General features: G+C 44.1%; 25 protein-coding genes and 1 tRNA gene. 8 read left to right on the top strand and 18 right to left on the bottom strand.

Going from position 1 to position 24831, the window contains the following annotated elements:
* Positions 1-131: 131 nt before the first annotated feature.
* Together ELZ47_RS00965 and ELZ47_RS00960 are read left to right on the top strand one after the other, a co-directional pair.
* Positions 132-977, top strand: a complete 846-nt coding sequence (locus tag ELZ47_RS00965) for a hypothetical protein (RefSeq protein ID WP_126434995.1) — start codon at positions 132-134, stop codon at positions 975-977.
* A 24-nt stretch (positions 978-1001) separates the two neighbouring features.
* A complete protein-coding gene (locus ELZ47_RS00960) occupies positions 1002-2258 on the top strand; it encodes a toxic anion resistance protein (protein WP_126434994.1) in 1257 nt (418 codons plus the stop codon).
* Positions 2259-2333: 75 nt separating this feature from the next.
* On the opposite strand, the gene ELZ47_RS00955 is transcribed toward ELZ47_RS00960, so the two are convergent.
* Entirely contained in the window at positions 2334-3152 is an 819-nt protein-coding gene (locus ELZ47_RS00955) for an ADP-ribosylglycohydrolase family protein (protein ID WP_125330758.1), read from the bottom strand.
* Positions 3153-3262: 110 nt separating this feature from the next.
* Between ELZ47_RS00955 and hslO the strand changes: the two genes are divergently transcribed.
* Both hslO and dusB read left to right on the top strand, forming a co-directional pair.
* Complete coding sequence (gene hslO / locus ELZ47_RS00950; RefSeq protein WP_125330757.1) at positions 3263-4135, top strand: Hsp33 family molecular chaperone HslO; 873 nt, start codon at positions 3263-3265, stop codon at positions 4133-4135.
* A complete protein-coding gene (gene dusB, locus ELZ47_RS00945) occupies positions 4122-5099 on the top strand; it encodes a tRNA dihydrouridine synthase DusB (protein WP_164549533.1) in 978 nt (325 codons plus the stop codon). The genes hslO and dusB overlap by 14 nt, the downstream gene beginning before the upstream one ends.
* A gap of 39 nt (positions 5100-5138) precedes the next feature.
* On the opposite strand, the gene ELZ47_RS00940 is transcribed toward dusB, so the two are convergent.
* The 9 genes from ELZ47_RS00940 to ELZ47_RS00900 form a co-directional block, all read right to left on the bottom strand.
* Positions 5139-5888 carry a DUF6287 domain-containing protein gene (locus ELZ47_RS00940; RefSeq protein ID WP_125330756.1) on the bottom strand — a complete coding sequence of 250 codons (750 nt, stop codon included), beginning with the start codon at positions 5886-5888 and terminating at the stop codon, positions 5139-5141.
* A 154-nt stretch (positions 5889-6042) separates the two neighbouring features.
* The gene (locus tag ELZ47_RS00935) at positions 6043-6825 is read right to left on the bottom strand and encodes an NUDIX domain-containing protein (protein ID WP_125330755.1); all 783 of its coding nucleotides are present in this window, start codon (positions 6823-6825) and stop codon (positions 6043-6045) included.
* Between the two features lie 56 nt (positions 6826-6881).
* On the bottom strand, positions 6882-7697 hold the full coding sequence (pnuC, locus tag ELZ47_RS00930) for a nicotinamide riboside transporter PnuC (protein WP_126434993.1): 816 nt from the start codon (positions 7695-7697) through the stop codon (positions 6882-6884).
* Between the two features lie 21 nt (positions 7698-7718).
* Positions 7719-8777 carry an AAA family ATPase gene (locus ELZ47_RS00925; RefSeq protein WP_125330753.1) on the bottom strand — a complete coding sequence of 353 codons (1059 nt, stop codon included), beginning with the start codon at positions 8775-8777 and terminating at the stop codon, positions 7719-7721.
* 184 nt (positions 8778-8961) lie between these two features.
* Positions 8962-9363 carry a DUF4430 domain-containing protein gene (locus ELZ47_RS00920; RefSeq protein ID WP_126434992.1) on the bottom strand — a complete coding sequence of 134 codons (402 nt, stop codon included), beginning with the start codon at positions 9361-9363 and terminating at the stop codon, positions 8962-8964.
* On the bottom strand, positions 9347-9832 hold the full coding sequence (locus ELZ47_RS00915; protein WP_164549532.1) for an ECF transporter S component: 486 nt from the start codon (positions 9830-9832) through the stop codon (positions 9347-9349). The genes ELZ47_RS00920 and ELZ47_RS00915 overlap by 17 nt, the downstream gene beginning before the upstream one ends.
* A 41-nt stretch (positions 9833-9873) precedes the next feature.
* Positions 9874-10584: a DUF4272 domain-containing protein gene (locus ELZ47_RS00910; RefSeq protein WP_072074720.1), complete on the bottom strand. Its 711-nt coding sequence runs from the start codon at positions 10582-10584 to the stop codon at positions 9874-9876.
* 127 nt (positions 10585-10711) lie between these two features.
* A complete protein-coding gene (locus tag ELZ47_RS00905; RefSeq protein WP_126434991.1) occupies positions 10712-13141 on the bottom strand; it encodes an ATP-dependent Clp protease ATP-binding subunit in 2430 nt (809 codons plus the stop codon).
* On the bottom strand, positions 13142-13606 hold the full coding sequence (locus tag ELZ47_RS00900) for a CtsR family transcriptional regulator (RefSeq protein ID WP_126434990.1): 465 nt from the start codon (positions 13604-13606) through the stop codon (positions 13142-13144).
* Positions 13607-13812: 206 nt separating this feature from the next.
* Between ELZ47_RS00900 and ELZ47_RS00895 the strand changes: the two genes are divergently transcribed.
* Positions 13813-14241 carry a hypothetical protein gene (locus ELZ47_RS00895; protein WP_164549625.1) on the top strand — a complete coding sequence of 143 codons (429 nt, stop codon included), beginning with the start codon at positions 13813-13815 and terminating at the stop codon, positions 14239-14241.
* Positions 14242-14345: 104 nt separating this feature from the next.
* Here ELZ47_RS00895 and tsf read toward each other — a convergent pair whose 3' ends face one another.
* Positions 14346-15389, bottom strand: a complete 1044-nt coding sequence (gene tsf, locus ELZ47_RS00890) for a translation elongation factor Ts (RefSeq protein ID WP_002928238.1) — start codon at positions 15387-15389, stop codon at positions 14346-14348.
* Between the two features lie 71 nt (positions 15390-15460).
* The gene (gene rpsB / locus ELZ47_RS00885; protein ID WP_126434988.1) at positions 15461-16243 is read right to left on the bottom strand and encodes a 30S ribosomal protein S2; all 783 of its coding nucleotides are present in this window, start codon (positions 16241-16243) and stop codon (positions 15461-15463) included.
* 306 nt (positions 16244-16549) lie between these two features.
* On the opposite strand from rpsB, the gene ELZ47_RS00880 reads away from it, so the two are divergent.
* Positions 16550-16620: transfer RNA gene (locus ELZ47_RS00880), tRNA-Cys, on the top strand.
* Between the two features lie 129 nt (positions 16621-16749).
* Entirely contained in the window at positions 16750-17514 is a 765-nt protein-coding gene (locus ELZ47_RS00875; protein ID WP_125330752.1) for a hypothetical protein, read from the top strand.
* Positions 17515-17599: 85 nt separating this feature from the next.
* On the opposite strand, the gene nusG is transcribed toward ELZ47_RS00875, so the two are convergent.
* From nusG to pbp2a, 4 genes are all read right to left on the bottom strand, one after another.
* Entirely contained in the window at positions 17600-18136 is a 537-nt protein-coding gene (gene nusG / locus ELZ47_RS00870) for a transcription termination/antitermination protein NusG (RefSeq protein WP_002894018.1), read from the bottom strand.
* Between the two features lie 335 nt (positions 18137-18471).
* Complete coding sequence (gene secE, locus ELZ47_RS00865) at positions 18472-18651, bottom strand: preprotein translocase subunit SecE (RefSeq protein WP_002894022.1); 180 nt, start codon at positions 18649-18651, stop codon at positions 18472-18474.
* 9 nt (positions 18652-18660) lie between these two features.
* Positions 18661-18813, bottom strand: a complete 153-nt coding sequence (gene rpmG, locus ELZ47_RS00860) for a 50S ribosomal protein L33 (RefSeq protein ID WP_002894024.1) — start codon at positions 18811-18813, stop codon at positions 18661-18663.
* A 68-nt stretch (positions 18814-18881) separates the two neighbouring features.
* Positions 18882-21110 carry a penicillin-binding protein PBP2A gene (gene pbp2a / locus ELZ47_RS00855; protein ID WP_125330751.1) on the bottom strand — a complete coding sequence of 743 codons (2229 nt, stop codon included), beginning with the start codon at positions 21108-21110 and terminating at the stop codon, positions 18882-18884.
* 176 nt (positions 21111-21286) lie between these two features.
* Between pbp2a and ELZ47_RS00850 the strand changes: the two genes are divergently transcribed.
* Positions 21287-22162 (top strand): RluA family pseudouridine synthase, encoded by an 876-nt coding sequence (locus ELZ47_RS00850; RefSeq protein ID WP_164549531.1) that lies wholly within the window; start codon positions 21287-21289, stop codon positions 22160-22162.
* A gap of 74 nt (positions 22163-22236) precedes the next feature.
* On the opposite strand, the gene ELZ47_RS00845 is transcribed toward ELZ47_RS00850, so the two are convergent.
* The gene (locus ELZ47_RS00845) at positions 22237-23217 is read right to left on the bottom strand and encodes an acyltransferase family protein (protein WP_126434987.1); all 981 of its coding nucleotides are present in this window, start codon (positions 23215-23217) and stop codon (positions 22237-22239) included.
* A gap of 184 nt (positions 23218-23401) precedes the next feature.
* Positions 23402-24418, bottom strand: a complete 1017-nt coding sequence (gene galE / locus ELZ47_RS00840; protein WP_126434986.1) for a UDP-glucose 4-epimerase GalE — start codon at positions 24416-24418, stop codon at positions 23402-23404.
* Positions 24419-24831: the final 413 nt, after the last annotated feature.

Raw genomic sequence — 24831 nt, 5'->3', positions numbered from 1 at the left:
TACTTTCACGATAAAATCAAATCGCACCAGAAAAACCAAGCTTATCATAGAAACTTTTCAATCTTTATCCTTCAAAAACCAGCTTTTATGTTAAAATAGAGATATCACATTGATAAGAAAGAGAAACGTCCATGTCGAGGAGAAATGATGATTCCAACCAGCAACCAGAATGGTTTAGCTGGATTTGGATACTTATATTTGTATTTGGTTCTGGAGCTGTAGCCAGCTATCTAATTCCCATAGCTATTCTGGGGGCTATTGGTTACGGAATCTATCGCCACCAAAGCCAGAAAAAAGTTCGGATTGAAGCAAAGCAAGCCAGCATTGGCCGTATTGAAGATTTGAAATCAGAGATTGGTCATGCTGACCGCCGCATTAAAGAATTGGAAGGCTACCAAGAAGATGGGGACCAAGAAAGCTATCAGAATTTAGCTCTAGAAATTCTTCCCCAGCTAACCTATATCAAAAATGCTGCTAACGACCTACGCGGAGAAATTCCTACTTCAGTCTACCAGCGAATCCAGACCAAAATTCGTACTGTCACGGATGAAATCGATGAGCAACTGAAAAAGATTGAACGAGAGAAAAAACGAAAAGAAGCGCAGCCCAAGAAAACTAGTCTAGAAGAGCTAGCCCCAGAATTGGTCGCTACGGTTCGCAATATTCAGATTGACCATGAGGCCATTCTGCAAAAAATCTCTCAATCCGAAAGCAACAATAAGGAAGAGCTGACTGCCATTCATCAGTCCCAAATGGAGCACTACGAAGATATTTTAGAAGGCTACCTCAAAATCAAAGCTTCTCCCAAAGATTTTTACAATGCAGAGGAGCGGCTAGCCAAGGCCAAAGCAGCTATAGAGCAGTTTGACTTGGACCTAGACGAAGCGCTGCGTCAGTTAAATGAAGCTGATTTGAGGGACTTTGACATTAGCCTGCGTATCTTAGACAAAGAAAAGCAAACAGACACTGGCTTTTAAGCTAGATAAACCAAAGGAGAAACTATGAGCCAAGAATTTAATTTTGACATTGATAAAATTGCTAACAATGCCATCAGCAAAAGCGACAAAACAACAGAAATCATCGAAGCCACTACGACTCAAGAAAATGGCCAGCTAACTTTTCTGGAAAAACTGACTCCTGAGCAACAGAGTGCGATTACGGCTAAAGCTCCACAGCTGGTGGATAATTTCGTATCGGACCAAAATGCCTTGCTGGACTTTGGCCAATCTGCTGTAGAAGAAGTCAACGGTACTGTCAATCGTATCTTGGCCGAGCAGAAAAAATTACAAATTCCCCAGGTAGATGAGCTTTTAAAAAATACCAACAAAGAACTCAATGGCTTTGTCGCAAAATACAAGGATGCTCAAGTAGCAGAACTGGACAAGAAGCCTAATTTCCTGGAAAAGCTCTTCAAACAGAGCAAAAACACCCTTCAAGAATTCTATTTTGACTCACAAAATATTGAGCAGAAAATGGACGGCATGGCTGCAACAGTCGTCAAACAAGAAGATGTTCTGGCTCGCAATATTGTTTCTGCTGAAATGCTGATTGAGGACAATACCAAATCGATTGAAAATTTGGTCGGAGTCATTTCCTTTATCGAAGCTGCTCAGCAGGAATCCGGCAAACGAGCCCTGAACTTGCAGGCTGAAGTCGCTCAGCTAGATATGACTACCGTTGATTACCAAGTAAAATCACAGGATTTGGCTCGGATGACAGAGGTGGTCAATACCCTAGAGCAGCAACACACTGAATATGTCAGCCGTCTCTATGTGGCTTGGGCGACAACGCCTCAAATGCGTAATCTGGTCAAGGTTTCCTCTGATATGCGCCAAAAACTTGGAATGCTCCGCCGCAATACCATTCCAACTATGAAACTGTCTATCGCTCAGTTAGGCATTCTCCAGCAATCCATGAAGTCTGGTCAGGTGGCTGACGCCATCTCGAATGCCAATAACGCTGCCCTGCAAATGCTCGCCGAAACGAGCAAGGAAGTCATTCCTCAGCTGGAGCGGATTTCTCAAAGTCCTACTATCGCTGTTGAGTCTGTCACTAAGCTGGCAGAAAGCCTTGTCGCACAAAACCAAGGCATTATCGAAGCTATTGATAAAGGGCGGGAAAAACGCGCTCTGCTAGAAGCCACTGTTATCCAGTCTGCAGAGACCATCAACAACTCTGTCAAACTGCGTGATCAAAAGATTATCCAAGCCCTGTTGGACCAAGGCAAGGAAGCCCAGAAGGAATTAACGACAGAATAATAAAAGAGCCTAGGTGGCTCTTTTAATGTTTTACTTTTTAAATGATCAATACAGTCCTGTCTTCCGATTATCCCTTTAAAACAAGCAATTTTCCAACAGTTCTTTATTGCGCAGCTGGGCTAACCAGTTATCAGGAATCCCTTCCAAACCATAGATGATACCAACCAAGCCGCCAGCAACTGCTGCTACTGTATCAGTGTCATCGCCCAAATTAACAGCTTTCAGGACCGTTTCCGGATAAGAAGTGCTAGTCAGCAGACACCACAGTGCTGCTTCCAAGGTATCCACCACATAGCCACTAGAACGAATGTCATCTTCGGTCAGCTCTGCTAAAGTTTGCAAACGAGCATAGGTTTTGCTAGTCTCTAAGCCTGATAGTATTTCCGATAGTTGCTGGCCTTTTAAGAGCCTACGAGCAATATCCACATAAAGCTGGCAAGCCTCTACGGAAGTCGCATGTGCATGAGTAATACTGGAAACAGCTTCAATATCAGACGGACTGGCTTCCGTAAAGGCAAGGGGCAGAATCCGCATCAAAGAACCATTTCCGTTGGAATATTCATCAGACAGACCGTGTCCTCTTGTCAAGGCTTCGCGAGTCGCATTTCCTACATCAAAGGTCAGACCATCTGGCGTGTAGACTCCCTCGAAGAGCCAATGTTTAAACCGCTGCTGCATATCATTAGGATCAATCTTACCTTTTTCCCTGATAGAATCACAGGTCGCCAAAACAAGGCTGGTATCATCTGACCAAGTGCCAGCTGGTTGCTGATGGCTGCCATAGCCCACCATCTCAACTGCTTCAAAACTGCCACGGGTCAAGAATTCATACGGAACTCCTAATGCATCAGCCACTGCCAGACCATAGATAGCCGCTTTCAAAAATTGGTTCATGCTAGCCTCCTTTGTTTTATTATACTATTTTTGATCTTAAAATGCTTCCTAACCCAAAAAACAAGCGCAGTCGCGCGCTTGTTTTTCTATTTTGTGTTAAAATAAAAGGTATGGACAAAATTATCAAAACTATCTCAGAAAATGGTTCTTTCCGAGCTTATGTGCTGGATAGCACAGAGACGGTTCGGACCGCTCAAGAAAAACATCAAACTCAAGCAAGCTCTACCGTTGCACTTGGCCGCACACTGATTGCCAGTCAAATTTTAGCTGCAAATGAAAAAGGCCAAACCAAGATTACCGTCAAGGTCCTCGGGACTAGTTCACTAGGCGCGATTATCACAGTGGCAGATACAAAGGGTAATGTCAAAGGTTATGTACAGAATCCCGGTGTAGATATCAAAAAGACTGCGACCGGCGAGGTTCTAGTTGGTCCTTTTGTCGGCCAAGGAGAATTCCTCGTCATCACGGACTATGGTACGGGCAACCCGTATAACTCTATGACTCCTCTCATCTCTGGAGAAATCGGCGAAGACCTAGCCTTCTACCTGACCGAAAGCCAGCAAACACCTTCCGCAGTTGGCCTCAATGTCCTCTTGGATGAGAATGATAAAGTCAAGGTTGCCGGTGGTTTCTTGGTACAAGTTCTGCCTGGTGCCAAGGAAGCTGAAATCGCCCGCTTTGAGAAGCGGATCCAAGAAATGCCTGCTATCTCAAGACTGCTGGAATCCGATAATCATATCGAAGCTCTGCTGGCTGCCATCTATGGTGATGAGCCATACAAACGCCTGTCTGAAGAGGAAATCCGCTTCCAGTGCGACTGTAGAAAAGAGCGCTTTATGAATGCCTTGGCTACCCTGCCAAAGGCTGACTTAGAAGAGATGCGTGACCAAGACCAAGGGGCTGAAATCGTCTGCCAATTCTGCCAGACAGCCTATCACTTTGACCAAAACGACCTGGAGGAACTGATTCGTGACAAATCTTAATACCCCTTTTATGATTGGGAATGTTGAAATCCCCAACCGGACCGTTCTGGCTCCTATGGCCGGCGTAACCAACTCTGCTTTTCGGACCATTGCCAAAGAGCTAGGAGCAGGATTGGTCGTGATGGAAATGGTCTCTGACAAGGGCATCCAGTATAACAACGAAAAAACCCTCCACATGCTACACATTGATGAAGGAGAAAATCCCGTTTCTATCCAGCTTTTCGGAAGCGACGAGGACAGTTTGGCACGCGCAGCGGAATTTATCCAAGAAAATACCAAGACCGATATTGTCGATATCAATATGGGCTGCCCGGTCAATAAAATTGTCAAAAACGAAGCTGGAGCTAAATGGCTCAAGGACCCTGAGAAAATCTATAAAATCATCAACAAGGTCCAGTCCGTTCTGGATATTCCTCTGACAGTCAAGATGCGAACTGGCTGGTCTGACAGCTCACTAGCTGTAGAAAATGCTCTAGCAGCTGAAGCCGCTGGCGTCTCAGCCCTGGCTATGCATGGGCGGACCCGTGAGCAAATGTATACTGGTCATGCTGACCTTGAGACTTTGCATGACGTAGCCCATGCTCTGACTAAGATTCCTTTCATCGCTAACGGAGATATTCGCAGCGTGCAAGACGCCAAGCAGCGTATCGAGGAAGTCGGTGCCGATGCCGTCATGGTAGGCCGATCTGCTATGGGAAATCCTTATCTCTTTAACCAAATCAACCATTATTTTGAAACCGGCGAAATTCTTCCAGACCTCAGCTTCGAGGACAAGATGAAAATCGCCCACGACCACCTCTCCCGCTTGGTCAATCTCAAAGGAGAATATGTGGCCATTCGCGAATTCCGGGGTCTAGCTCCGCACTATCTGCGCGGTACTGCCGGAGCAGCCAAACTCCGCGGTGCTATTTCGCAAGCTGAAAGTCTGGCTGAAATCGAAGAACTCTTACAAATTCAAAAATAAAAACGAAAGGAAGCCCATTGGACTTCCTTTTCCTTATGTTTAGGGTTGGGTCACCACAACGCTTGTTACTGAACCATCCGCTCCTGTTGTAATCTGCAGATTTGCATTGCCTTGCCCGCTTAATTGAGCATTGTATTTGCCATCATCCAGCGTATAAGAGTAGGAAGCGATGGAATAATTATCTGTTTTTCCATCTGCAGACTGGACTGTGAATTGACCATTACCTGATACAGTCACAGTATTTCCATTGGCATCCTTCCAAGTACCAGCAGCCGCTGAGAAATCCCCATCCACCATAGTCAAGACACCTTTATAGCGAGCATTGCTGGCTGCCTGTTTATTCTGAAGCTGGCGATTGCTTTCGGGAGCTTGGGCTGGTTGAGTTGCTTGATTCTGAGTGTTTTGTCGACCTGAGGCTTGCTGTGGCTGCGTTTGTTGGGCTTGAGGAGCTTCGACAGTAGACTGTTGCTGACTGGCAGGAGCTTGGGCTTGTCCAGGCTGGCTAACTGCTCCTTCTGAAGAAGCGCTATTGCTAACCTTAGGAGAAGCGCTGGCCTTGCTGGAAGACGCAGCTTTTGAGCTAGAGGAAGTCTGAACAGTCTTGCTAGAACTAGCACTTGTTGTACTTTCTTCTTTCTTACCACATGCCCCTAAAAGCAAACTAGAAGCCAGAACTGCAGCTGCCATCAATTTTGTATAAGTACGTGTTTTCATCTTTTGCCTCCTTGTAATATTAAGAAATCTTTTTGTAACATTATTGTAACACTGAGATTTTGCTATGTCAATCATTTATAAAAAAATTTTCAAAAATTTTTTACACAAGCGAAGTTCTGTTTCTTTTATCATGAGAAACTCGCCCCTACTTATCTATTCGTAATTAAAAATGAAAAAAAAGGACAAATTTGTCCTGCAAGAGAAATATATGATCAACTTTCTTTTAAATTTATTTTTCTACCTTAAGCCGATAAACTTTTCTCGGCTTCTTCTTTGGCACGCGCTTAACGCCAGCCTCCTCTAGGTATTCTCCAAATTTTACTAGAAAATTATTGCTGACAATAGGTCGTCTAGGAGTGATGAGATTGACCAACTCAGTCCCTTCATAAACAGTAAACGGTGATTCCAGCAGATGGAGAAAAGTTGGATTCCAGTCCAGTCTTCCCTGAATCCGCTTGATAGATTCCAGCAGGATTTGGTAGTGGTCAAAGGCAAAGTCCTCTGCTGTCAGGAGCCGCTCACCGTCTCTAAAACTCCTTGTCTTAAAGTCTACATCAAGAAAGGTGACTTCGTTAGCATCATCCCCAGCTTGTGCTTGATCTACTGCTATGGCCGGCAGATAGACCAGATGGGCAATGGTGATGACCCATCCGCGTGGATCACGCCCTGGAGTAGATACCGTCATCAGCTGTTCCACCTTTTCCAGCGGTATCTCCAGCCCCACCTCTTCCTTGACTTCCCGAATGCAGGCCTGATAAGCATCCTCATGCTTGTCCACAAAACCTCCGACTAAGGCATATTTATTCTGATAAGGATGAGCCTTACGCTTGATGACCAAGAGTTTCACCTGACCATCCACAAAACAGTAAGCCACCATATCTGCTGTTACGCTGGGCGTCTCATACTTGGGTAAATCCTGTGTCTTGTACCATGTCAAAAAGGCGGACTCATCCGCCATGGTTTCGTAGTACTCTTTTTCCGACATTCCCGCTGGGATATCCTGTTTGGTCATGAGTTTCTTCCTTTCCTAAGCTATCTTTTTCTATCAAAAATCCTCCAAATCTTGCTCTAAGCTTTCTTCACGGCCTTAGTCCACTGATACCATCCGACGATACTATTGAGAGTATATACCCAGTACATGGCCTGGATATGGAGATTGCTACCCCACCAGAGATAGATACTGAAGAGATTGGTTGCAATCCAGAAAAGCCATTGCTCGCGGTAGAGACCAGTCATAAGAAGCTGACCGATACCATTGGTCGCATCTGTCACACTATCGCGGAAAGGCCGGTGACTGTGAATACTCTTATAAGCAAAGCCCATACCAATCCAAATCAAAGCCGTCAAGGCCAGATATTTAAGCCAACCACGCCAGTCTAGCTTCTTAGCCTCAAAATGAGAAGGCTCTTCCTTATCTTGCTCATTGACCCGGTTGGACAGCCAAGTATAAAGACCGATCGGCTGCATGATAAAGAAGTAGACCGTAGTCAGTACTTCGCCATAAAAGCTAGCATTGAAGGACAATATAAGGTAAATTGCCGAATTAACAGCTCCGAAGAGATAATTGCTGGCCCGCCCCTCGGCTACTAGAATAACGCAGACGATTCCTGTCCAGGATGCAAAGAGTCCCAGCCAATCATGCTTCGCCTGGCCACTGGTGAACTCCAGAATGAAAGGCAGACTGGAAAGAGCAATCAAGTAGAGCCATTGAGTCAAGCTGCGCCCGGCAAATAAATCCTGCCAAAGTAAGTTTGCAATACCGACAAAGCCTTCTTTTTTAGCGGCCGCACAGACATTGCGGAAATTCTGAACAAAGGTTTGAGATTTTTGTTTTAGTCCTGCGTAAAGAGCTGCAGGAGAGAGTTTTTGATTTTTTACTACCATTCTATTTTACCACTTTCTTTTTTAATCCGCTTTATAAATCATGTCGATCGCTTCTTTGGCCGCCTGATAATTGTCCAAATAACTGCCAGCCAGATAGACAGTCTGAATATGAGCCAAACACCGTTCTTTCAATTCCTTTAGATAGCCAGAAAAATCGCTTCGTATAGCCTCGTCTGCCATACTCATATCGCGAAAACCATCGTTGACATAGGCCCCAACCGGCTCAGCAAAGAGAATCAAATCCCATTTTTCCTTAGACAAGATGCTAGCAAAGAGATTGTCAAAGGTATCTGTTTCCTCGTCTTGAACCGGACTTTCTTTCAGATAATAATCATAGTAAGCCTTAGTTACCAGCGAATTTGTATCAGCTACGACTAGACCACGGTTGGCACTGCTGTCAATCAAGCGAGAAGTCTGAGCATATTGTCCTAAGAGCAGGTAATAGTAGTCTTTAGGAGTCAGCTCATCGTCTCGCACATTGTTTTGAATCTGGTATTCCCGAGCATATTCTAGACTAACCGGAGCATCATAGTAGCGAGCTAAATCTTTGGCCAAGGTTGTTTTACCATTGCTGGCGCTGCCCATAATCAGCACTTTCTTAGTAAAGTGACGGCGGAAAGGTTGGGCGATATATTTCCAATAACGACTAGGATTTTCCCGAATCATCGTAGCTGAGATACCAAACTGGCGCTTCTGCAAGGAAGTTTTGAAGTCACGCTTTTCTAACTCCTTCTGATAGTCAGCCTCACCAACAAAGAAAACCAGTTCCTCGCGTTCTGAATCATAGCCCACCAACTCCAATAAAGCCGGCAGCCACTTGTCCCAACCCAGAGGATAGCGAGGAAAAGAAGTTTCGTCCAGTTTGTAAACCTGGGTCAGTTCATCATCTGCGAAAGTCTCCCGCGTATATCGAAAACGCTTCTGCAGAGACAGACCCACTTCCTGCCCACGGTCTTTCTGATAACCAGAAACCACCACACGCACCTTATCATAAGAACGCTTAGCTTTCTGAATCAAATCGATATGTCCCTGATGCAAGGGAGCAAATGTTCCAAATATGATTGCAATTTTTTCTTTCATAGGCCTATCCTTTTTATTGTTTTTTATATTTTGTTTTCTGTGTTTTTATTATAAACTATATTTTCTTTTTGTCAATAGTTTTTTATAGAATTTTATAAAAATATTTTTCAGAAACTTTAAGACTGCTCCAAGGATACAAAAAAGAACCTAATGCCTTAAGCATCAGATTCTTTTTATAAAAGATTTATTGCTGATAGACTTCTTGGTAGAATTCCAGCTTGTCTCCATCCTTGACAGTGATTTGATTGGCTGCCTTAGGAGCCATTTCTCCATTGACCTTAAACATCCAGTAGAGGCCCTTTGCTTCATCCTGAGCATGACCGTCAATAGAAGTGATAAAACCATCTTTTTCTTCGACCTTATAGGCCTTCTTCAAAGCATCCATCGCTGTCTTTCCTTCTTCAACAGTCACCGTTTTCTCGCTCTTCTCCTGACCTTCTGGTGCAATACTGATGCTGATTTTCAGTTCCTTTTTGACAGAAGAATCAGCTGAGCTAGAGCTCTTGTCAGTATTTGTCTGGCTGCTGCCGCAACCAACAAGGAGAAGGGCCAAAGCAAGTGTGAGCAAACTAAAGATTTTTTTCATTATAGAGCCTCCTTAAAATAGGGTACAAGAGTGGGTAAAAAAACAAGGTTGACAGTCCGTGCGCTATATTGAAAGTCAAAGCGTTGATAATCGCATAAGACCACCAGTGATAGTTGTACAGCAAGGCTGTCAGTGTATCGATGGCAATGCCATAGCCAAAGGATAGGAGAGCTGCTGCTATTCCCTGTCCCACTAGATTTAACCGAGGATAGAGCAGCCGCCAAAGGCAAAGAATCAGTCCAAAGGACAGCAACTGAAAGAGGACGATCGGACTCATTCCCAAAAGAAAGGCTGACGTAAACATCGTCACAGCCATCACTAGGAGTGAAGTCTGCAAATCCTCAAAGATAACTATCAGGAAAAAGATAGCTGAGATAGGCTGCACATTGGGCAAAAAGGAAAATGCATAGCGAAAGGCCACACATAGAGCCGATAGGATGGCAATTTTAGCCATTTTACGAGCGGACAAAGGTACCTCCTTTCTAATTGAGTGAATCAAGAGAAGTTGGACTAGGTATGCAGTTCAACAGCATCCCAGTCTTGGGCCGTATTCAGCCCCAACAGCCAGTCAAGGCCAGACCGCCTCTCCAGAACAACACTTTCATCAAGGCCTGCCGGTGCTGGCTGGTCATGAATCCGAGCATCAACACAGGCCCAGTGATAACGATAAATCAAATCATCTTCATCCAGTAACTCTTCTAAGCTGCGCGGTTGGCATTTACCTAGAAATTCCTGAAAGTCAACTGCACTAGCGACTGCGTCAATGGCAGCATCACAATCACAAATCTTATCTGGAAAAGGTAAAGTATCTACTAGACCCAAGGACCAAATCAAGGACCAATAGGCCTCGTATTTCCAGACCATATTGACGATAGCTGCCGGGTCGGCACGATCTTCCAAGACCGCCCTTTCTTTGGGCGTCAGCTCTTCCTGCACCCCGTATTGCTGCAGTTTATCCTGCAGCCACTGGCGGCTCTCCTCATTATAATTATTATTTTCGATATCCAAGGCCGCCTGAATAATCAAGAGGCTGGTAATAGCCCGACGCGCAATTTCTTCTAGCGAGCGCGGCCGTACCTGCTCAGCACTTTCGATAACCGGCAAGTGCTCAAGGTAAGGAATTCCCTCCTTTTTCAAGCGCTGGATACTAGCCGCCTTGCGCTCTTCTGGTGTTTTCACTCTGGCTTTCTTGCCAGCAAACAAATCTTTAAAAAACGACATATCAGTCTCCAATCCTTCAATTTTCCAGTTTCATTGAATGATGAAATAACTGTTCGGTATCTATAGGTATGATTGCTATCAGGGATTAACCGCGAACACACAACTTTCCATTGAAAAACTGCGCTTTCTAAGCCACTTCGAACTTGAGCTGGCCAGCCTTGACACCAACCTTAAGTGTTTGGCCAGCAGCCAAATCTCCTGTCAGGAGCAGCTCTGACAGCTTGTCCTCCACCTGCGTCTGCAGAGTTCGGCGCAATGGCCGTGCTCCCATTTCCACATCGTATCCTTCCTGAGCCAGCAGCTTAAGTGCACTAGACTGAAACTTCAGCTCAATTCCCTTCTCAGCAAGACTGGCAATGAGCGGTTTGACCATAACCTTGACCACTTCCTGCATATCTTCTGCAGATAAGCTGTGGAAGACTACCTTCTCGTCAATACGGTTGATAAACTCTGGTCTATATGCTTTCTTGAGTTCTTCCAGCATCCGTTTTTCCATATTGGCATGGTCCAAGCGAATGTCACGCGCCCCAAAGCCCACCGTCTTATCATCCCGCAAACTGGTTGCCCCCAGATTGCTGGTCATGATAATAATCGTGTTGGAGAAGTCCACCTTGCGGCCCTTGCTGTCAGTCAGCTGACCATCATCCAAGACCTGCAGGAGAACATTGAAAATATCTGGATGCGCCTTTTCTACCTCGTCAAAGAGCAGGACAGAATAAGGTCTGTTGCGCACCTTCTCCGTCAGCTCCCCTCCCTCTTCATAGCCTACATAGCCTGGAGGCGCTCCGTTGAGGCGGCTAGCCGCGAATTTCTCCATGTACTCACTCATATCAAAGCGGATGAGTGCAGACTCATCATCAAAGAGACTTTCGGCCAAGGCCTTGGCTAGCTCTGTCTTCCCGACCCCTGTCGGACCTAGGAACATAAAGGAGCCAATCGGCCGCTTACTGCTGCGGATACCAGACTGGTTTCGTCGGATAGCTCGGCTGATAGCTGAAATCGCCTCGTCCTGCCCAATAACACGTTTATGCAGTTCTGTTTCCAAATTGAGGTATTTCTTGGCATCTGTCTGAGTCAGCTTCTGCACTGGAATACCAGATAAAGCACTAAGAGTAGCCAAGACATCGCCTTCTTCCACTTTCAGCTTATAAAGCTTGGGTTGCTGCTCTTGCTTAAGCAACTTCGAGACTTTTTTGAAATCCGCTACCATCAAGGCCTGATCAACTGGCGTCAAATCCGACTGCTCGTAATTCTGCGGTCCTCTATTCTGTACTGTCGCACTGGCCTCATCCAAAAGATCAATGGCAGAGTCTGGCAGGTGCTTACTGGTCAGATAGCGATGGGCATATTTGACCGCTGTCTCGATAGCCTGATCACTGATCTGCACCTTGTGATGGTCCTCATAACTCTTTCTCAAACCTTGTAAAATAGCAATGCTGTCAGCCACATTCGGCTCTTCTATGCTGACCTTGGCAAAACGCCGAGAGAGAGCAGCATCTTTTTCAATATGTTTCTGGTACTCTTCCTGGGTCGTAGCACCAACTGTCCGCAATGTTCCGCGAGCCAGAGCCGGTTTCAGGATATTGGCCGCATCCAAGGTCGAGTCAATACCGCTGCCAGAGCCCATGATAGTATGCAGCTCATCGATGAAGAGAATGACATGACCATCTTCTTCAATGTCATTGATGATGTTGTTCATCCGCTCCTCGAAATCTCCGCGAAAGCGAGTGCCAGCGACTACATTCATCAAGTCCAGCTCCAAGACCCGCATCTTGGCCAGTTCAGCTGGAACCTGACCAGCTGCCACACGCTGGGCCAGACCTAAAGCCAGAGCTGTCTTACCAACCCCAGCATCTCCAACCAGCACTGGATTATTTTTGGTCTTGCGACTGAGAATCTGAACTATCCGTGAAATTTCCTGATCACGGCCAATGACGGGTTCCAATCGGCCATCTCTAGCCAGCTCCGTCAGATCACGAGTGTAATCTTCCAGCCCCCCGCTGGTAGAAGCCGGCATTCCCATCATATTAGCCATGGTCTGCTTAGCAGCCATTACTCCCTTATTCAGACTGCGGATAGCCTTGATATCTTCCTTGCCCCAGCCAGCTCGCTGCTCCAAGACCTTACGCAAATCACTGATTTTCGGCCCCTGCTCCTTGTCCTCGTAGTTAAAGCCGGTAAATTCCAGGATACGAGAAGCCAAGGTCCCCCGGTCAAATAGCATGGCCAGCAGCACATGTTCAGTACCTACATGCTTAGCGCGAACAGCTTCTGCAATTTGGCCCGCTTCCTCAAACAGCTCCTCTAAGCGATAAGAAAAAGGCAGCAGCTCGAAGTGACCGTCTTTCTGATAAGCCTGACCAGTAATCTGAAAAGCTGCTTCTTCAAATCCATCAACTTCCACAGGAAACTCATTGAGGACTGAGCCAGCAACGCTGTAGGGATTATTAGCCAGAGCAATCAACAGATGCCATGATTCCAGATAATCTGTCGTAAAATGGCCGGCCAAGAGCTGGGCTGCTTCCAAGCTTTCTATTAAGGCTTTTGAGTATTTCATTTATGATTCCATTCCTTTTCTGTCTAGTTGTTGCAAAATCCTTTTTAATATCCGGGCACGAATAACCGCAGCTCCATCACCCAAAATCGAGTCAGAAGCTGTTGACAAGATTAGATTGCCCTCACGTTCAGTCATAATCTTTTCATCAAAAAGAAGCTGAATAACATCTGTAAAAACCTGCTGGCTGACACGCTCTCCCACACTGTCGTACAGGCCGCAAAGCATCTGATGCTGGTCGGAAAATTCAATCTTTCCAATCCGAATATAGCCGCCGCCACCACGCTTACTCTCGACGATATAGCCCCGACTTTCCGTAAAACGCGTCTTAATCACATAGTTAATCTGACTGGGAACCACCTGAAAAACATCAGCCAGTTCACTGCGTTTCAGTTCAACCATCCCAGCCTGAGCCAGAATAGACTTGATATATGCTTCAATACTGTCCGATGTGTTTTTTGCACCCATGACTTCCCTTTCCAGTTGAGAATTTCAGAATAAATCTCTTCTTTCCTTGCTTCTCTAACATTGACTATCTTTGACTAATATTATACCGGAAAAGTCTCTATTTTAAAAGAAAAAGGGGTGACTGAAAGGTCTGACAATTCAAACTAGTGAAAAAGCTTTGCTAGACTTGTGTAACCGCTTGCTTTTTTCTTTTAAAGCGTTATAATATAGGTGAAAATCCACAAGGAAAAGACAAGCAGAAACTCCTGCCTGCCAACTATCATCTAAACAAGGAGGATAATCCAATGAAAATGGATTGGCTCAACTATTCTCGTCATGTGCTCAAATGGCTCTTTGTAGCTCTGAGTATTTTTACCATCTTTTCTGCTGATTACGTTGATATTCCTATCGGAGTTCTCATCGCCTGTCTTTATGCTCCCTTGCTCTTCGAACAGGAGCTGGTCAGCAACCGAGTCAAATGGTATAGCTTTCTGATTATGATGGTGGTTACTCTGCCCCTTTTATTTATTACCAAAGTCTACCAGTTTAGCTTGACTTACCCCCAAACGACAATGCTTCTCTTCCTCTTAGCAGTGTTGATTTTTACCAACGGCTTGATTGCTCATAAGGAAGAAAGAGAAAAAGCAGCTAAGTGATGCTGCTTAGCATTCTAAACTTGATGTTTCAAAATGCTACAAATGAAAAGGCCTGAGGCAAATTCTCAGACCTTTTTATCATTCTATTTCTAAGCTAAAAACGATTAGTTTTGACCAAGAGCAGCAGCCATTGTTGCAGCTACTTCGTTTTCAAAGTCGTTAGCAGCTTTCTCAATACCTTCACCAACTTCAAAGCGAGCGAACTCAACTACTGAAGCATTTACTGATTCAAGGTAAGCTTCAACTGTCTTGCTATCATCCATGATGTACACTTGTGCAAGAAGTGTGTATGCTTGGTCAACTTTAGTGTTGTCAAGCATGAAGCGATCCATTTTACCTGGGATGATCTTGTCCCAGATCTTTTCTGGTTTGCCTTCAGCAGCCAACTCAGCCTTGATGTCTTCTTCAGCTTGTGCAACAACTGCATCAGTCAATTGAGCTTTAGAACCGTATTTCAAGTGTGGAAGGGCTGGCTTACCAACCATTGCACGGCTTTCGTTGTCTTGATCGATGACGTGGTTCAATTGGGCCAATTCATCTTTGACAAATTGCTCATCCAATTCTTTGTATGAAAGAACAGTTGGTTTCATCGCAGCGATGTGCATAGAGATTTGCTTAGCAAGAGCATCGTCTCCACCGTCAATAACTGAGATAACTCCGATACGGCCACCGTTGTGTTGGTATGCACCAAAGTGTTGAGCATCTGTCTTTTCAATCAAAGCAAAGCGACGGAAAGAGATTTTTTCTCCGATAGTTGCAGTTGCAGATACGTATGCAGCTTCAAGAGTTTCACCTGAAGGCATTGTCAAAGCAAGTGCTTCTTCGTTGTTAGCTGGTTTGCCTTCAGCGATTACTTTCGCAGTAGCATTTACCAAGTCAACAAATTGAGCATTTTTCGCAACGAAGTCAGTTTCAGCATTTACTTCAACAACAGCGGCAACATTACCGTTTACGTAAACACCTGTCAGACCTTCAGCGGCAACACGATCAGCTTTCTTAGCTGCTTTTGCCATACCTTTTTCGCGAAGCAATTCAATCGCTTTTTCGATGTCACCATCAGTTTCAACAAGTGCTTTCTTAGCGTCCATGACACCAGCACCAGATTTTTCACGCAATTCTTTGACAAGCTTAGCTGTAATTTCTGCCATTTTTCTTCTCCTATTTTTTATTTAAATAAAGGAGCTGGGCTGAGCCCCGCCCCTTTAGGTTAGTTTACTGATTATTCGTTTGAACCTTCAACAACTTCAACGATTTCTTCGATAGAATCTGATTGAGTTTCAGTTGCAGCCAATTCTGCTTCTACTGATTCAACGCTATCTTCACCTTGACGGCCTTCGATAACAGCATCAGCCATTTTCGCAGTGATCAATTTAACCGCACGGATTGCATCGTCGTTAGCTGGGATGATCACATCGATATCATCAGGATCAGTGTTAGTATCAACCATAGCAACCACTGGGATACCTAATTTCTTAGCTTCCTTAACAGCGATTTGCTCTTTATGAGGGTCAACTACGTACATCACATCTGGGATACGTGGCATATCTTCGATACCGCCCAAGAATTTTTCAAGACGAGCACGTTGTTTGTTGAGAAGAGCGACTTCTTTCTTAGGAAGAACTTCGAAAGTTCCGTCTTCTTCCATACGTTTGATTTCTTTCAAACGAGCTACACGTTTTTGGATAGTAGACCAGTTTGTAAGAGTTCCACCCAACCAACGGTGGTTGATGAAGTATTGACCTGAACGTTCTGCTTCTTCTTTGACAGCGTCAGCAGCTTGCTTCTTAGTACCAACGAAGAGGATAACTGCATCGTTAGCAGCAGCATCACGCATAAAATCGTAAGCTTGGTCAGCATATTTTACAGTTTGCTGCAAGTCGATTACGTGGATGCCATTACGCTCAGTGAAGATGTACTTAGCCATCTTAGGGTTCCAGCGACGAGTTTGGTGACCAAAGTGAACACCAGCCTCAAGAAGTTGTTTCATTGAAATTACTGCCATGAGTAAATTCTCCTTTTTGTTTTTTTCCTCTTTTAGATTTCAGCTCGCAAGACCACCCGAGGGCAACAGTCCCACAATTCATCTAAAATGAGTATTTTGCCATTTACACGGCACCCTCTATTATAACAAAAGCGCAGCTCTTTGACAAGGTGTTTGCCAGATTTTCTGCCACTAAGTACGAATTCTACTTCTCAGCTGAACATTTGTTCCTGAAGCGTTCAGAATGGCAGCGTCTAACATTTTCTGATTTGACTTTGAAAGACTCTTGACGAAAGCAAGTATTTACGATAGAATAATAAGAGTTGCGGCGGTATAGCCAAGTGGTAAGGCACGGCTCTGCAAAAGCTTGATCGTCGGTTCAAATCCGTCTACCGCCTTCAAAACTATATTTCTAGAAGCCCACCAAAGGGCTTTTTTATTTCATTTCCTATTGTTTCTAGCAAATTTTGCTGATATAATATTATAAAAATATCATTCATCATCAGCGAAAGGAAAAAAGATTGATTATGAAAAAAGTCAGCTTCTATGCCCTCAGCCTTCTCTCTCTGCTAGCTCTCTCAGCCTGCATGCCTGCCAAGCAGACGCAGCAAAGAAAAAAGACACCTAGCTCCCTCAAAGCTTCGAAAAGTTCATCCTCTAAGGAAACATCCAGCAAATCATCTAGCAGTAGCTCTAGCACCTATGAAAGTAGTGATGAGGTATTTCAGAAACGTGCTACCTTTGATCCAGATGATGCTTCTGCACTACAATACATACCAGATGCAGCTTCTATTCCTGAATTAGAGAAAATAAGAAATTTCCATATTTCCACTGGCTTTGTCATTCAGGTAAACGGAGAGGATATCAATGGTGACAAACCTAAAACGTCTTACGATGAGGTAACAGCCGCTCTAGGACAACCTACCTACAGCACAGATGAGAATGACCCTGGCAACTCTGTTAACATCTGGCACACAGACAACGGAGACATTATGTGCTACTTTACCAATAATGTCCTGACGAATTTGAGTTTTAGCCTAAAAGACGCTCAGCCGGCTAAAAGCAGTTACTCTAGCATCACCACATCCGACACTCCCAAGACAGCTTTCGACAAGCTTGGTCGTCCGGAAATGATTATGCGTTCAGAACGCGATACAACCTTTGTCTATAAAAATTCTAATGACGAACAGTTTAGTTTCTCTACTCAGAACAATCAAATCGTTGGAGTAATGTCTACCTATCAAATGAAACAAACCAAAGACATTATTGACTCTGTCATTAAGCATAAGTAATTTCACACTCCGTTCCAAAAACATAAAAATCCAAGATCTTTTCAGTCTTGGATTTTATTTTTGACGAGGATAATAACTTCGTCGATTAAAGCTCTGCAATTTGGCTGAGATTAACTTCGGCCACGGTGTCATTGCCAAACATGGAAATAATCATCTTGACCTTGTTATTATCAATTTCCGTAATCTTACCTGTATAGTCAGTAAAGGCACCATCAATGATACGAACGGTATCCCCAACCTTGACATCCAAGTCAAATTCCTGCACTGTTTGACCCATGGAGATGAGAATGTTACGAATCTCTTCTTCCAAGAGTGGCGTTGGTTTAGAGCGGTTTCCGTGTGAACCAACAAATCCTGTTACATTCGGAGTGTTCCGAACGACAAACCAGGCTTCATCTGTCATTACCATTTCTACCAAGACATAACCAGGGAAGCGATTTTCTTCGATTTCCTTGGTCTTGCCATTTTTCTCTACTTGCACGGTCTGAGTAGGGATTTCCACGCGCAAGATATTTTCCAGCATGTTATAAGTCTGAGCGCGCTGCAAAAGATTTTCTTTTACCTTGTTTTCATAGCCTGAGTAGGTCTGCAGTACAAACCAGCCTTTGTCAAAACTGTCCATGAGTTCATCCTTTCCTAAATAAAAAAGCCTGTGGGCTTCTGCTTCTTTCTAGCCCTATTATACCATAATTTCCTTAAATGCAAAGGAATTTATTAACTATTTTCCTGACAAATCAAAGTCTTGCAATTCTGCCCAAAAATTCTTGAATCAGTGTTGTCTAGTATGAGAAATTTTTATTTCAAACGATGAATTATAGATAGATTTGATTTTTTGAAGCTGACTGAAATTGTCGGCTAGCAAATAAGGACATACGCCAAAATCCCACCTACTCACAATAGGTGGGACTTTGAATGATATACCTGTCGCAGGATTCTTTTCTATTTCCTCTACAGTTATTAAGAGAAAATATTCAGAATCTGGAAAAGACCGCTTGCCACTACTTTGTCAAAGATGTAGATGATTACCACAAAGAATGCAGTGTATTCCATGACAGAGATAAAATCTGTCCATCTCTCTTTTCGGGTAGGCCAAGTTGTATCTTTCAATAGTTTAAAAACATCTTTAAAGAATTTCACAACAATCTCCTATCTAGTTTCTTTATGCAGCGTATATTTACTGCAATGCTTACAAAATTTATTAACTTCTAAACGCGTTGGTTTTGGAGTGCTACTGAGCTTAACCGAGTAGTTCCTAGAACCACAGACTGTACACGCTAGACTCGCTTTTTTTAATGCCATAACGCCTCCATCTTTCTTATTATAGCAGGATTCTATGCTTTTGACAAGCCGTTCAGCTCTTTTAAATCCTATTGAAACCAGCTGGTAACAGTATCCCAGAGATTTTTCGCTTTCTCAGGAATACCAGTGTCATCAATAGCCTTCTTGGCTTCATCCACCAGATTTTGAGCTCGGTCCTGAACGTCCTGCAGGAAGTCTTTGTTTTCAGTTGTAGTACCCGTTTCCTCCGTACCATAGGTGTCCACAGGGGCAATACCGTTGGCAGCATAGGCATTCTTCTGCCCTTCAAAGGAAGTTCCTTCTGTATATGGCAGGATGCTATTGGCAACATTTCGGAAAACCGCCGAGGCTTCATTCGCACTGGTCCCAGTTAGATAGTGGGTTTCATCAGTTTTTGGAAAGCCTAGCCACTGGCTGATAACCACATCCGGCGTATAGCCAATGACCCATTGGTCGCCTGATAGATCTGGGTTAAAGTCCGTTTCAGTCGTACCGGTCTTACCAGCCATAGTATAACCATACGGAGCCGCATAGATACCTGTACCGTTCGAGAAGGTCCCCAGCATCATGCTGTTCATCTTGTCAGTAGTTGAGCCATTAAGAACCCGAGTAGAGGTTTGACGGTGGGTCTTGACGACCTGACCACTGGCATTTTCAATTTTTGTAATGAGATGGGCATCATTCATCACGCCGCCGTTGGCAAAGACTGAGTAGGCCTGAGCCATCTGCATTGGATTGGTCGTGACTCCGCTTCCTAGGGCTACTCCCAAAGTCTTATCAACCTTGTCCATATTCAGACCAAACTTTTTCCCGTATTCAAAGGCCTTATTGATGCCCAGTTCGTCGACAGTTGAAACAGCCGGAATGTTCAGAGATTCTGCCAAGGCTTGATACATTGGAACTGTAGGGGAGCTTTGGATATTGCCGTAGTTGTTGATGGTATAGTCGCCAAAGGTGGTTCTGGTATTATCCAGCTCCTTATCTGTCGGCCAACCAGCAGCAACGGCCGGACTGTAAGCAACCAAGGGCTTGATAGTAGATCCGGGACTACGGGAAGACTGGGTTGCATAGTTAAAGCTTCTGAAGGTCGAACCTTCTGCACTATTGACTCGTCCAACTAATGCCCGGACACCGCCAGTTTTTGGATCCAAAGCAACACTGCCTGATTCAGCCATAGTGCCATCTTCTGCCACAGGAAAGAGAGAGACATTGCTGTAAATAACCTGCATGCTGGCTTGGTAGTTCTGATCCAACTCAGTGTAAATGCGGTAGCCATTATTAACAATCTCTTCTTCAGTTAAGCCGTAGTCATTGACCGCTTCATTGATGACCGCATCGAAATAGGATGGATAGCGATAGTCTTCTGACTTACCGGCATAAGCATCAACCAGCTGACCACCGATTCCTACAGCGGCAGCCTGATCGGCCGTCCCCTGATCAATGAAACCCGCAGCAACCATATTTTGCAGCACCGTATCACGGCGATTGGTCGCATTTTCAACCGAATACAGCGGATTATATATCTCTGGTCCCTTGAGCATACCAGCCAGAACAGCCGACTGGTCCAGACTGAGCTGGCTAGCCGAAACTCCGAAGTATTTCTTAGAGGCATCTTCCACACCCCAGACCCCATTTCCAAAGTAGGAGTTATTGAGGTACATGGTCAGGATTTCCTGCTTGCTGTATTTCTTATTGATTTCCAGAGCCAGGAAAAATTCCTTGGCTTTCCGCTCGATGGTCTGATCCTGAGACAGATAAGCATTCTTGGCCAACTGCTGGGTAATGGTAGACCCCCCACCCGAGCGCCCGGCTGTCAGGATAGCCAGAATAAACCGACTGTAGTTAATACCGCCATTCTCATAAAAAGTCCGATCCTCTGTTGCGATGACAGCATTCTGCAGGTCTTGACTAATCTCAGTCAGCTCGACATAAGTTCCTTTCTGACCAGACAGGCTCCCTGCTTCATTGCCATCCTTGTCAAAGATGAGCGTGGTAGCTTTGAGGGCATTCTGCAAATCCTTGACATTGGTCGTCTTAGCAACATAAAAGAGATAGCCACCGACTACCAGACCAAAGGTCAAGCCGAGAATCAGGAATATCTTGGTCAGATGAAACCTGCGCCAAAAACGGCGGATAGGGTGCTGAGAGAGAGGTTTCTTCTTGGTCTTGCCCGAACGGCTGAGACCAGACTTAGCCTGCTCTTCTGTCAGCTCTACCTCCTCTGCTGCTTCTTTTTGAGGTTTCTGTATAGTAAAATAATCTACTAATTTTTCAAACAAATCTTTTAAATTCTTCATAAACCTTATTTTATCACCTTATTTAGGTGCAGACAAGAAAGTACCCTATTTCCCTTCTGATTTTTAGTTATTTTTAAGAAAAAGAGTATATTAAATAGCCTTTTAAAGCCCTCTGCAGCAAGTCTTATCCGACACTGCCTATTTCCAAAGTTCTGGCTTTCTGCTACAATAAATGTATGAAATTTACACTCACTATCCCAGATGGACTGCCCGCCATGACAGTCAAAGAGCTGCTGGAAGAACAATTTCTCATTCCACGAAAAATCCGGCACTTTCTACGGACCAAGAAGCATGTGTCCGTCAACGGCCTAGCTATCAACTGGCAGACTGTAGTCAAACCTGGAGATGATATCCGACTGATATTTGATGAAGAAGATTATCCTCAAAAGACAATCTTGTTTGGAAATGGCGAACTCATAGAGGAGCTCTATCAGGACCAACATCTCATCATCGTCAATAAACCTGAGGGTATGAAAACCCATGCTAATGAACCAACAGAGCTAGCTCTGCTTAATCATGTTTCTGCCTATGTCGGCGAGACCTGCTATGTCGTTCACCGGCTGGATAAAGAAACCAGTGGTGCTGTCCTCTTTGCCAAGAATCCCTTTGTCCTGCCCATCCTCAATCGATTGCTGGAAAAGCGAGAAATCAGCCGCGCATATTGGGCTCTGGTCCAAGGCAAGTTCCCAAGCAAAAAGCTTATCTATAAAGACAAGATTGGCCGCAACCGCCATGACCGCAGGAAACGGCTGGTCGACCCCCGAAAAGGACTCTATGCAGAGACTCATGTGACTCGGCTCAAGCAGTTTGGGCAGGCTGCCTTGGTCCAATGCCAACTCAAGACTGGCCGCACCCATCAGATCCGTGTCCATCTGGCTCACCACGGACACCCTCTGATCGGCGACCCACTCTATCATCCGCAACCCCAAGGGCGGCTTATGCTCCACGCCCATCGGCTGACTTTCACCCACCCTTTTACGCTAGAAAAAATCACCGTCGAAGCCCGCTCTGACAGTTTTGAAAAAGTATTGAGCAGTCTAAACCCAAGATAGACCAAGAAAAGCAACAGAATTACCTGTTGCTTTTAGTTTGGAGTGAAAGCGAGGATAAGCTCTGCCAGCTTACATCACTGAGCCTGAGCCGGAAGTGTACTGATAAGTCTGGGCCTGATGGCTTTCTGAAAAGCTATGCTCAGAAAGTAAGACAGTAAGAAAATGATAAAAAAGCCAAAACTATAAATGGTATTCCGAGGCATTATCGACCTGAAAATGAAGATAATGAAGGGATGAATGATATAAATCATGGTGGCATATCTCTTGGCGATATTATTCAAAATCGGAATATCAATATCAGTCCCATTTCTGACCGCATAGAAGAAAATTGCACTGGACGAGAAAAGGGTGCTGGGATAGAGGTCATATTCCGTACCCATGAAACAGTACTCAAGTAAAATCAAGCCTGCTATTCCCAAACCAATAGCCCATTTCCTGACAGACGACAAGTCGTAGGCTAAAATCCGATCCCGATGCTTAGCAAACTGCATCCCTAGAATGAAAAAAGGGAGACCCATAAACAGGAAATTTCGGTAGTAGAGGGTGCCACTAATATTGAACTCAATGTAAAAGGCCAGAACCAACAAGAACAGAGACACACCAAAGCTAGTTAAGCGGTGAAAATGCTTATAAAAAACCAAATAAAGCGTGTAGATATAGGAAATAGCCAGCAAATACCAGGTCGGTGTAGCGGCCGAGCCAATCAAGTCTCTGGGACTGTTAAAGAGGAAAAAGTCCGCAAAATCAGATAAATCTATAGATGCCATCTTTTCTGTTAGCTCTCTGGTCAGCAGCAAGTTGACAAAATGCACAATCGTGTAAAAAAGCAGACTGGCAGCTGTCAAAAGGAGCATCTGCTTGAGACGAAACTTGACCTTATCTTTGGAAATATTATAGGAAAAATAGCCCGACAGCATCATGAAAAAGGGAACTGCAAAGCGGGCCACAATTTGATAAAAAACGCCAAATTGCCCCGGCAGCAGAAAGTGTAGGGAAACAATACTAAAGCAAGCTAGGGCCTTGAAAGCGTGCAAAGTTGTGTTTTCAGTCTTCATGCAGACATTATAGCATGTTTATTATTACAGCTCATCAAGACCAGATTACACGCCCATTAAAAAACATATCAATTGATGACATTCTTTAAAAAGTTTTGCATCTGTAGGAGAAAACAGCTCTTATATAGAAAAACTCTTCTGCATTATTGCAGAAGAGTTTTATTCATCTAGCGGATATTCTACATTAGCCTTCATAGCCATTAGGATTTGAACTTTGCCATCTCCAAGAATCTCGCATCATATCTTGGAGAGTTTTCTCAGCTTTCCAGCCCAAAATGTCATTAGCTTTACTTGCATCGGCATAGCAAGTCGCCACATCTCCAGGTCGCCTATCCTTTATAGTATAAGGAATTTTCACACCATTGACATTTTCAAAGACTTCAACCATATCCAGTACACTATAACCAATCCCTGTACCAAGATTGAAAACAGCGACCCCCTTGTTTTCTAAATTATGTTTCAAAGCCAAAACATGGCCCTTGGCTAAATCGACTACATGGATATAATCCCGCACCCCTGTACCGTCATGCGTATCATAATCATTTCCGAAAACGCTAAGCTCTTGCAATTTACCGACCGCAACCTGAGTAATATAAGGCATGAGGTTATGAGGAATTCCATTTGGAGCCTCACCAATCAGACCAGACTCGTGAGCACCAATTGGATTGAAGTAACGAAGATTGGTTACAGACCAATCTGAATGTGCAAGAGCTAGATCTGTTAGAACCTGCTCCATCATCAGCTTGGTGTAACTATATAGATTCGTCGCTGAAGTTGGCAAATCTTCTGTCAATGGAGATAGATTATTCATGCCATAGACCGTGGCACTGGAGCTAAAGATGATATGTTCTACCTTGTGCTCTTTCATAACTTCAAGAAGAGCAATACCAGCACTGACATTATTTTCGTAATATTTAAGTGGTTCCCGCACCGATTCTTCTACTGACTTATAGGCCGCTAAATGAATGACTGCATCAATGTGATTGTCTTTGAAAATCTGGTCCATCAGATTTTTATCAGAAATCGAACCCTTGAAAAACGGAATATTCTTACCAGTGATAGTTTCTAAGCGCTCTAGCACTTCTGGAGAGCTATTCGAAAAGTTATCCACGATAATGGCTTCATAGCCTGCTACGACTAGTTCAACCACTGTATGACTTCCTATATACCCCGTTCCGCCTGTAACTAAAATTTTTTTCATAGGACACCTCTTCTTGCTATTCCTCGAGTTCTCTTTAATTTTACTATTGCAACTAACAGATACTTCTCTTCTCAAAGTTGACTGCCAAATTCTGCACTTACTAAAAACATCAAAACTTAGTCCACTTTGCTCCCCTATTGCTCTGCTCTCTTGATGATTTTTGAAGTCTCTTCATGATAAAACAACTTGCAAAATCATTTATATTTAGAGGCATAAAGAACAGAATTATTTTAGCTAATTTCTAGTTATTCTAAAAAATACCATAATCCGCAATAAGTTACTGGAAAAATTGTCTTTCATCTCCACTATATACAATATATAGTTCAGCAAACTGATTGTAGCCAGAGTAACTTTATAAGTTACTTTGTTTGCTAAACCTACATTACAAACGTAAAAAGCCCAGACAGGGCTTA

Origin of the sequence: Streptococcus sanguinis (genome assembly GCF_900635155.1) — a bacterium.
Taxonomy (GTDB): Bacteria; Bacillota; Bacilli; order Lactobacillales; family Streptococcaceae; genus Streptococcus; species Streptococcus sanguinis_G.
This window is presented reverse-complemented; position numbering and strand designations above follow the sequence as displayed.

What these genes read in the sequence shown, in the direction of transcription:
- ELZ47_RS00965 (WP_126434995.1), top strand. Translation starts at nt 132, where the DNA reads ATGTCGAGGAGAAATGATGATTCCAACCAGCAACCAGAATGGTTTAGC.
- ELZ47_RS00960 (WP_126434994.1), top strand. Translation starts at nt 1,002, where the DNA reads ATGAGCCAAGAATTTAATTTTGACATTGATAAAATTGCTAACAATGCC.
- ELZ47_RS00955 (WP_125330758.1), bottom strand. Translation starts at nt 3,152, where the DNA reads ATGAACCAATTTTTGAAAGCGGCTATCTATGGTCTGGCAGTGGCTGAT.
- hslO (WP_125330757.1), top strand. Translation starts at nt 3,263, where the DNA reads ATGGACAAAATTATCAAAACTATCTCAGAAAATGGTTCTTTCCGAGCT.
- ELZ47_RS00940 (WP_125330756.1), bottom strand. Translation starts at nt 5,888, where the DNA reads ATGATTGACATAGCAAAATCTCAGTGTTACAATAATGTTACAAAAAGA.
- ELZ47_RS00935 (WP_125330755.1), bottom strand. Translation starts at nt 6,825, where the DNA reads ATGACCAAACAGGATATCCCAGCGGGAATGTCGGAAAAAGAGTACTAC.
- pnuC (WP_126434993.1), bottom strand. Translation starts at nt 7,697, where the DNA reads ATGGTAGTAAAAAATCAAAAACTCTCTCCTGCAGCTCTTTACGCAGGA.
- ELZ47_RS00925 (WP_125330753.1), bottom strand. Translation starts at nt 8,777, where the DNA reads ATGAAAGAAAAAATTGCAATCATATTTGGAACATTTGCTCCCTTGCAT.
- ELZ47_RS00920 (WP_126434992.1), bottom strand. Translation starts at nt 9,363, where the DNA reads ATGAAAAAAATCTTTAGTTTGCTCACACTTGCTTTGGCCCTTCTCCTT.
- ELZ47_RS00910 (WP_072074720.1), bottom strand. Translation starts at nt 10,584, where the DNA reads ATGTCGTTTTTTAAAGATTTGTTTGCTGGCAAGAAAGCCAGAGTGAAA.
- ELZ47_RS00905 (WP_126434991.1), bottom strand. Translation starts at nt 13,141, where the DNA reads ATGAAATACTCAAAAGCCTTAATAGAAAGCTTGGAAGCAGCCCAGCTC.
- ELZ47_RS00900 (WP_126434990.1), bottom strand. Translation starts at nt 13,606, where the DNA reads ATGGGTGCAAAAAACACATCGGACAGTATTGAAGCATATATCAAGTCT.
- tsf (WP_002928238.1), bottom strand. Translation starts at nt 15,389, where the DNA reads ATGGCAGAAATTACAGCTAAGCTTGTCAAAGAATTGCGTGAAAAATCT.
- rpsB (WP_126434988.1), bottom strand. Translation starts at nt 16,243, where the DNA reads ATGGCAGTAATTTCAATGAAACAACTTCTTGAGGCTGGTGTTCACTTT.
- ELZ47_RS00875 (WP_125330752.1), top strand. Translation starts at nt 16,750, where the DNA reads ATGAAAAAAGTCAGCTTCTATGCCCTCAGCCTTCTCTCTCTGCTAGCT.
- nusG (WP_002894018.1), bottom strand. Translation starts at nt 18,136, where the DNA reads ATGGACAGTTTTGACAAAGGCTGGTTTGTACTGCAGACCTACTCAGGC.
- rpmG (WP_002894024.1), bottom strand. Translation starts at nt 18,813, where the DNA reads ATGGCATTAAAAAAAGCGAGTCTAGCGTGTACAGTCTGTGGTTCTAGG.
- pbp2a (WP_125330751.1), bottom strand. Translation starts at nt 21,110, where the DNA reads ATGAAGAATTTAAAAGATTTGTTTGAAAAATTAGTAGATTATTTTACT.
- ELZ47_RS00850 (WP_164549531.1), top strand. Translation starts at nt 21,287, where the DNA reads ATGAAATTTACACTCACTATCCCAGATGGACTGCCCGCCATGACAGTC.
- ELZ47_RS00845 (WP_126434987.1), bottom strand. Translation starts at nt 23,217, where the DNA reads ATGAAGACTGAAAACACAACTTTGCACGCTTTCAAGGCCCTAGCTTGC.
- galE (WP_126434986.1), bottom strand. Translation starts at nt 24,418, where the DNA reads ATGAAAAAAATTTTAGTTACAGGCGGAACGGGGTATATAGGAAGTCAT.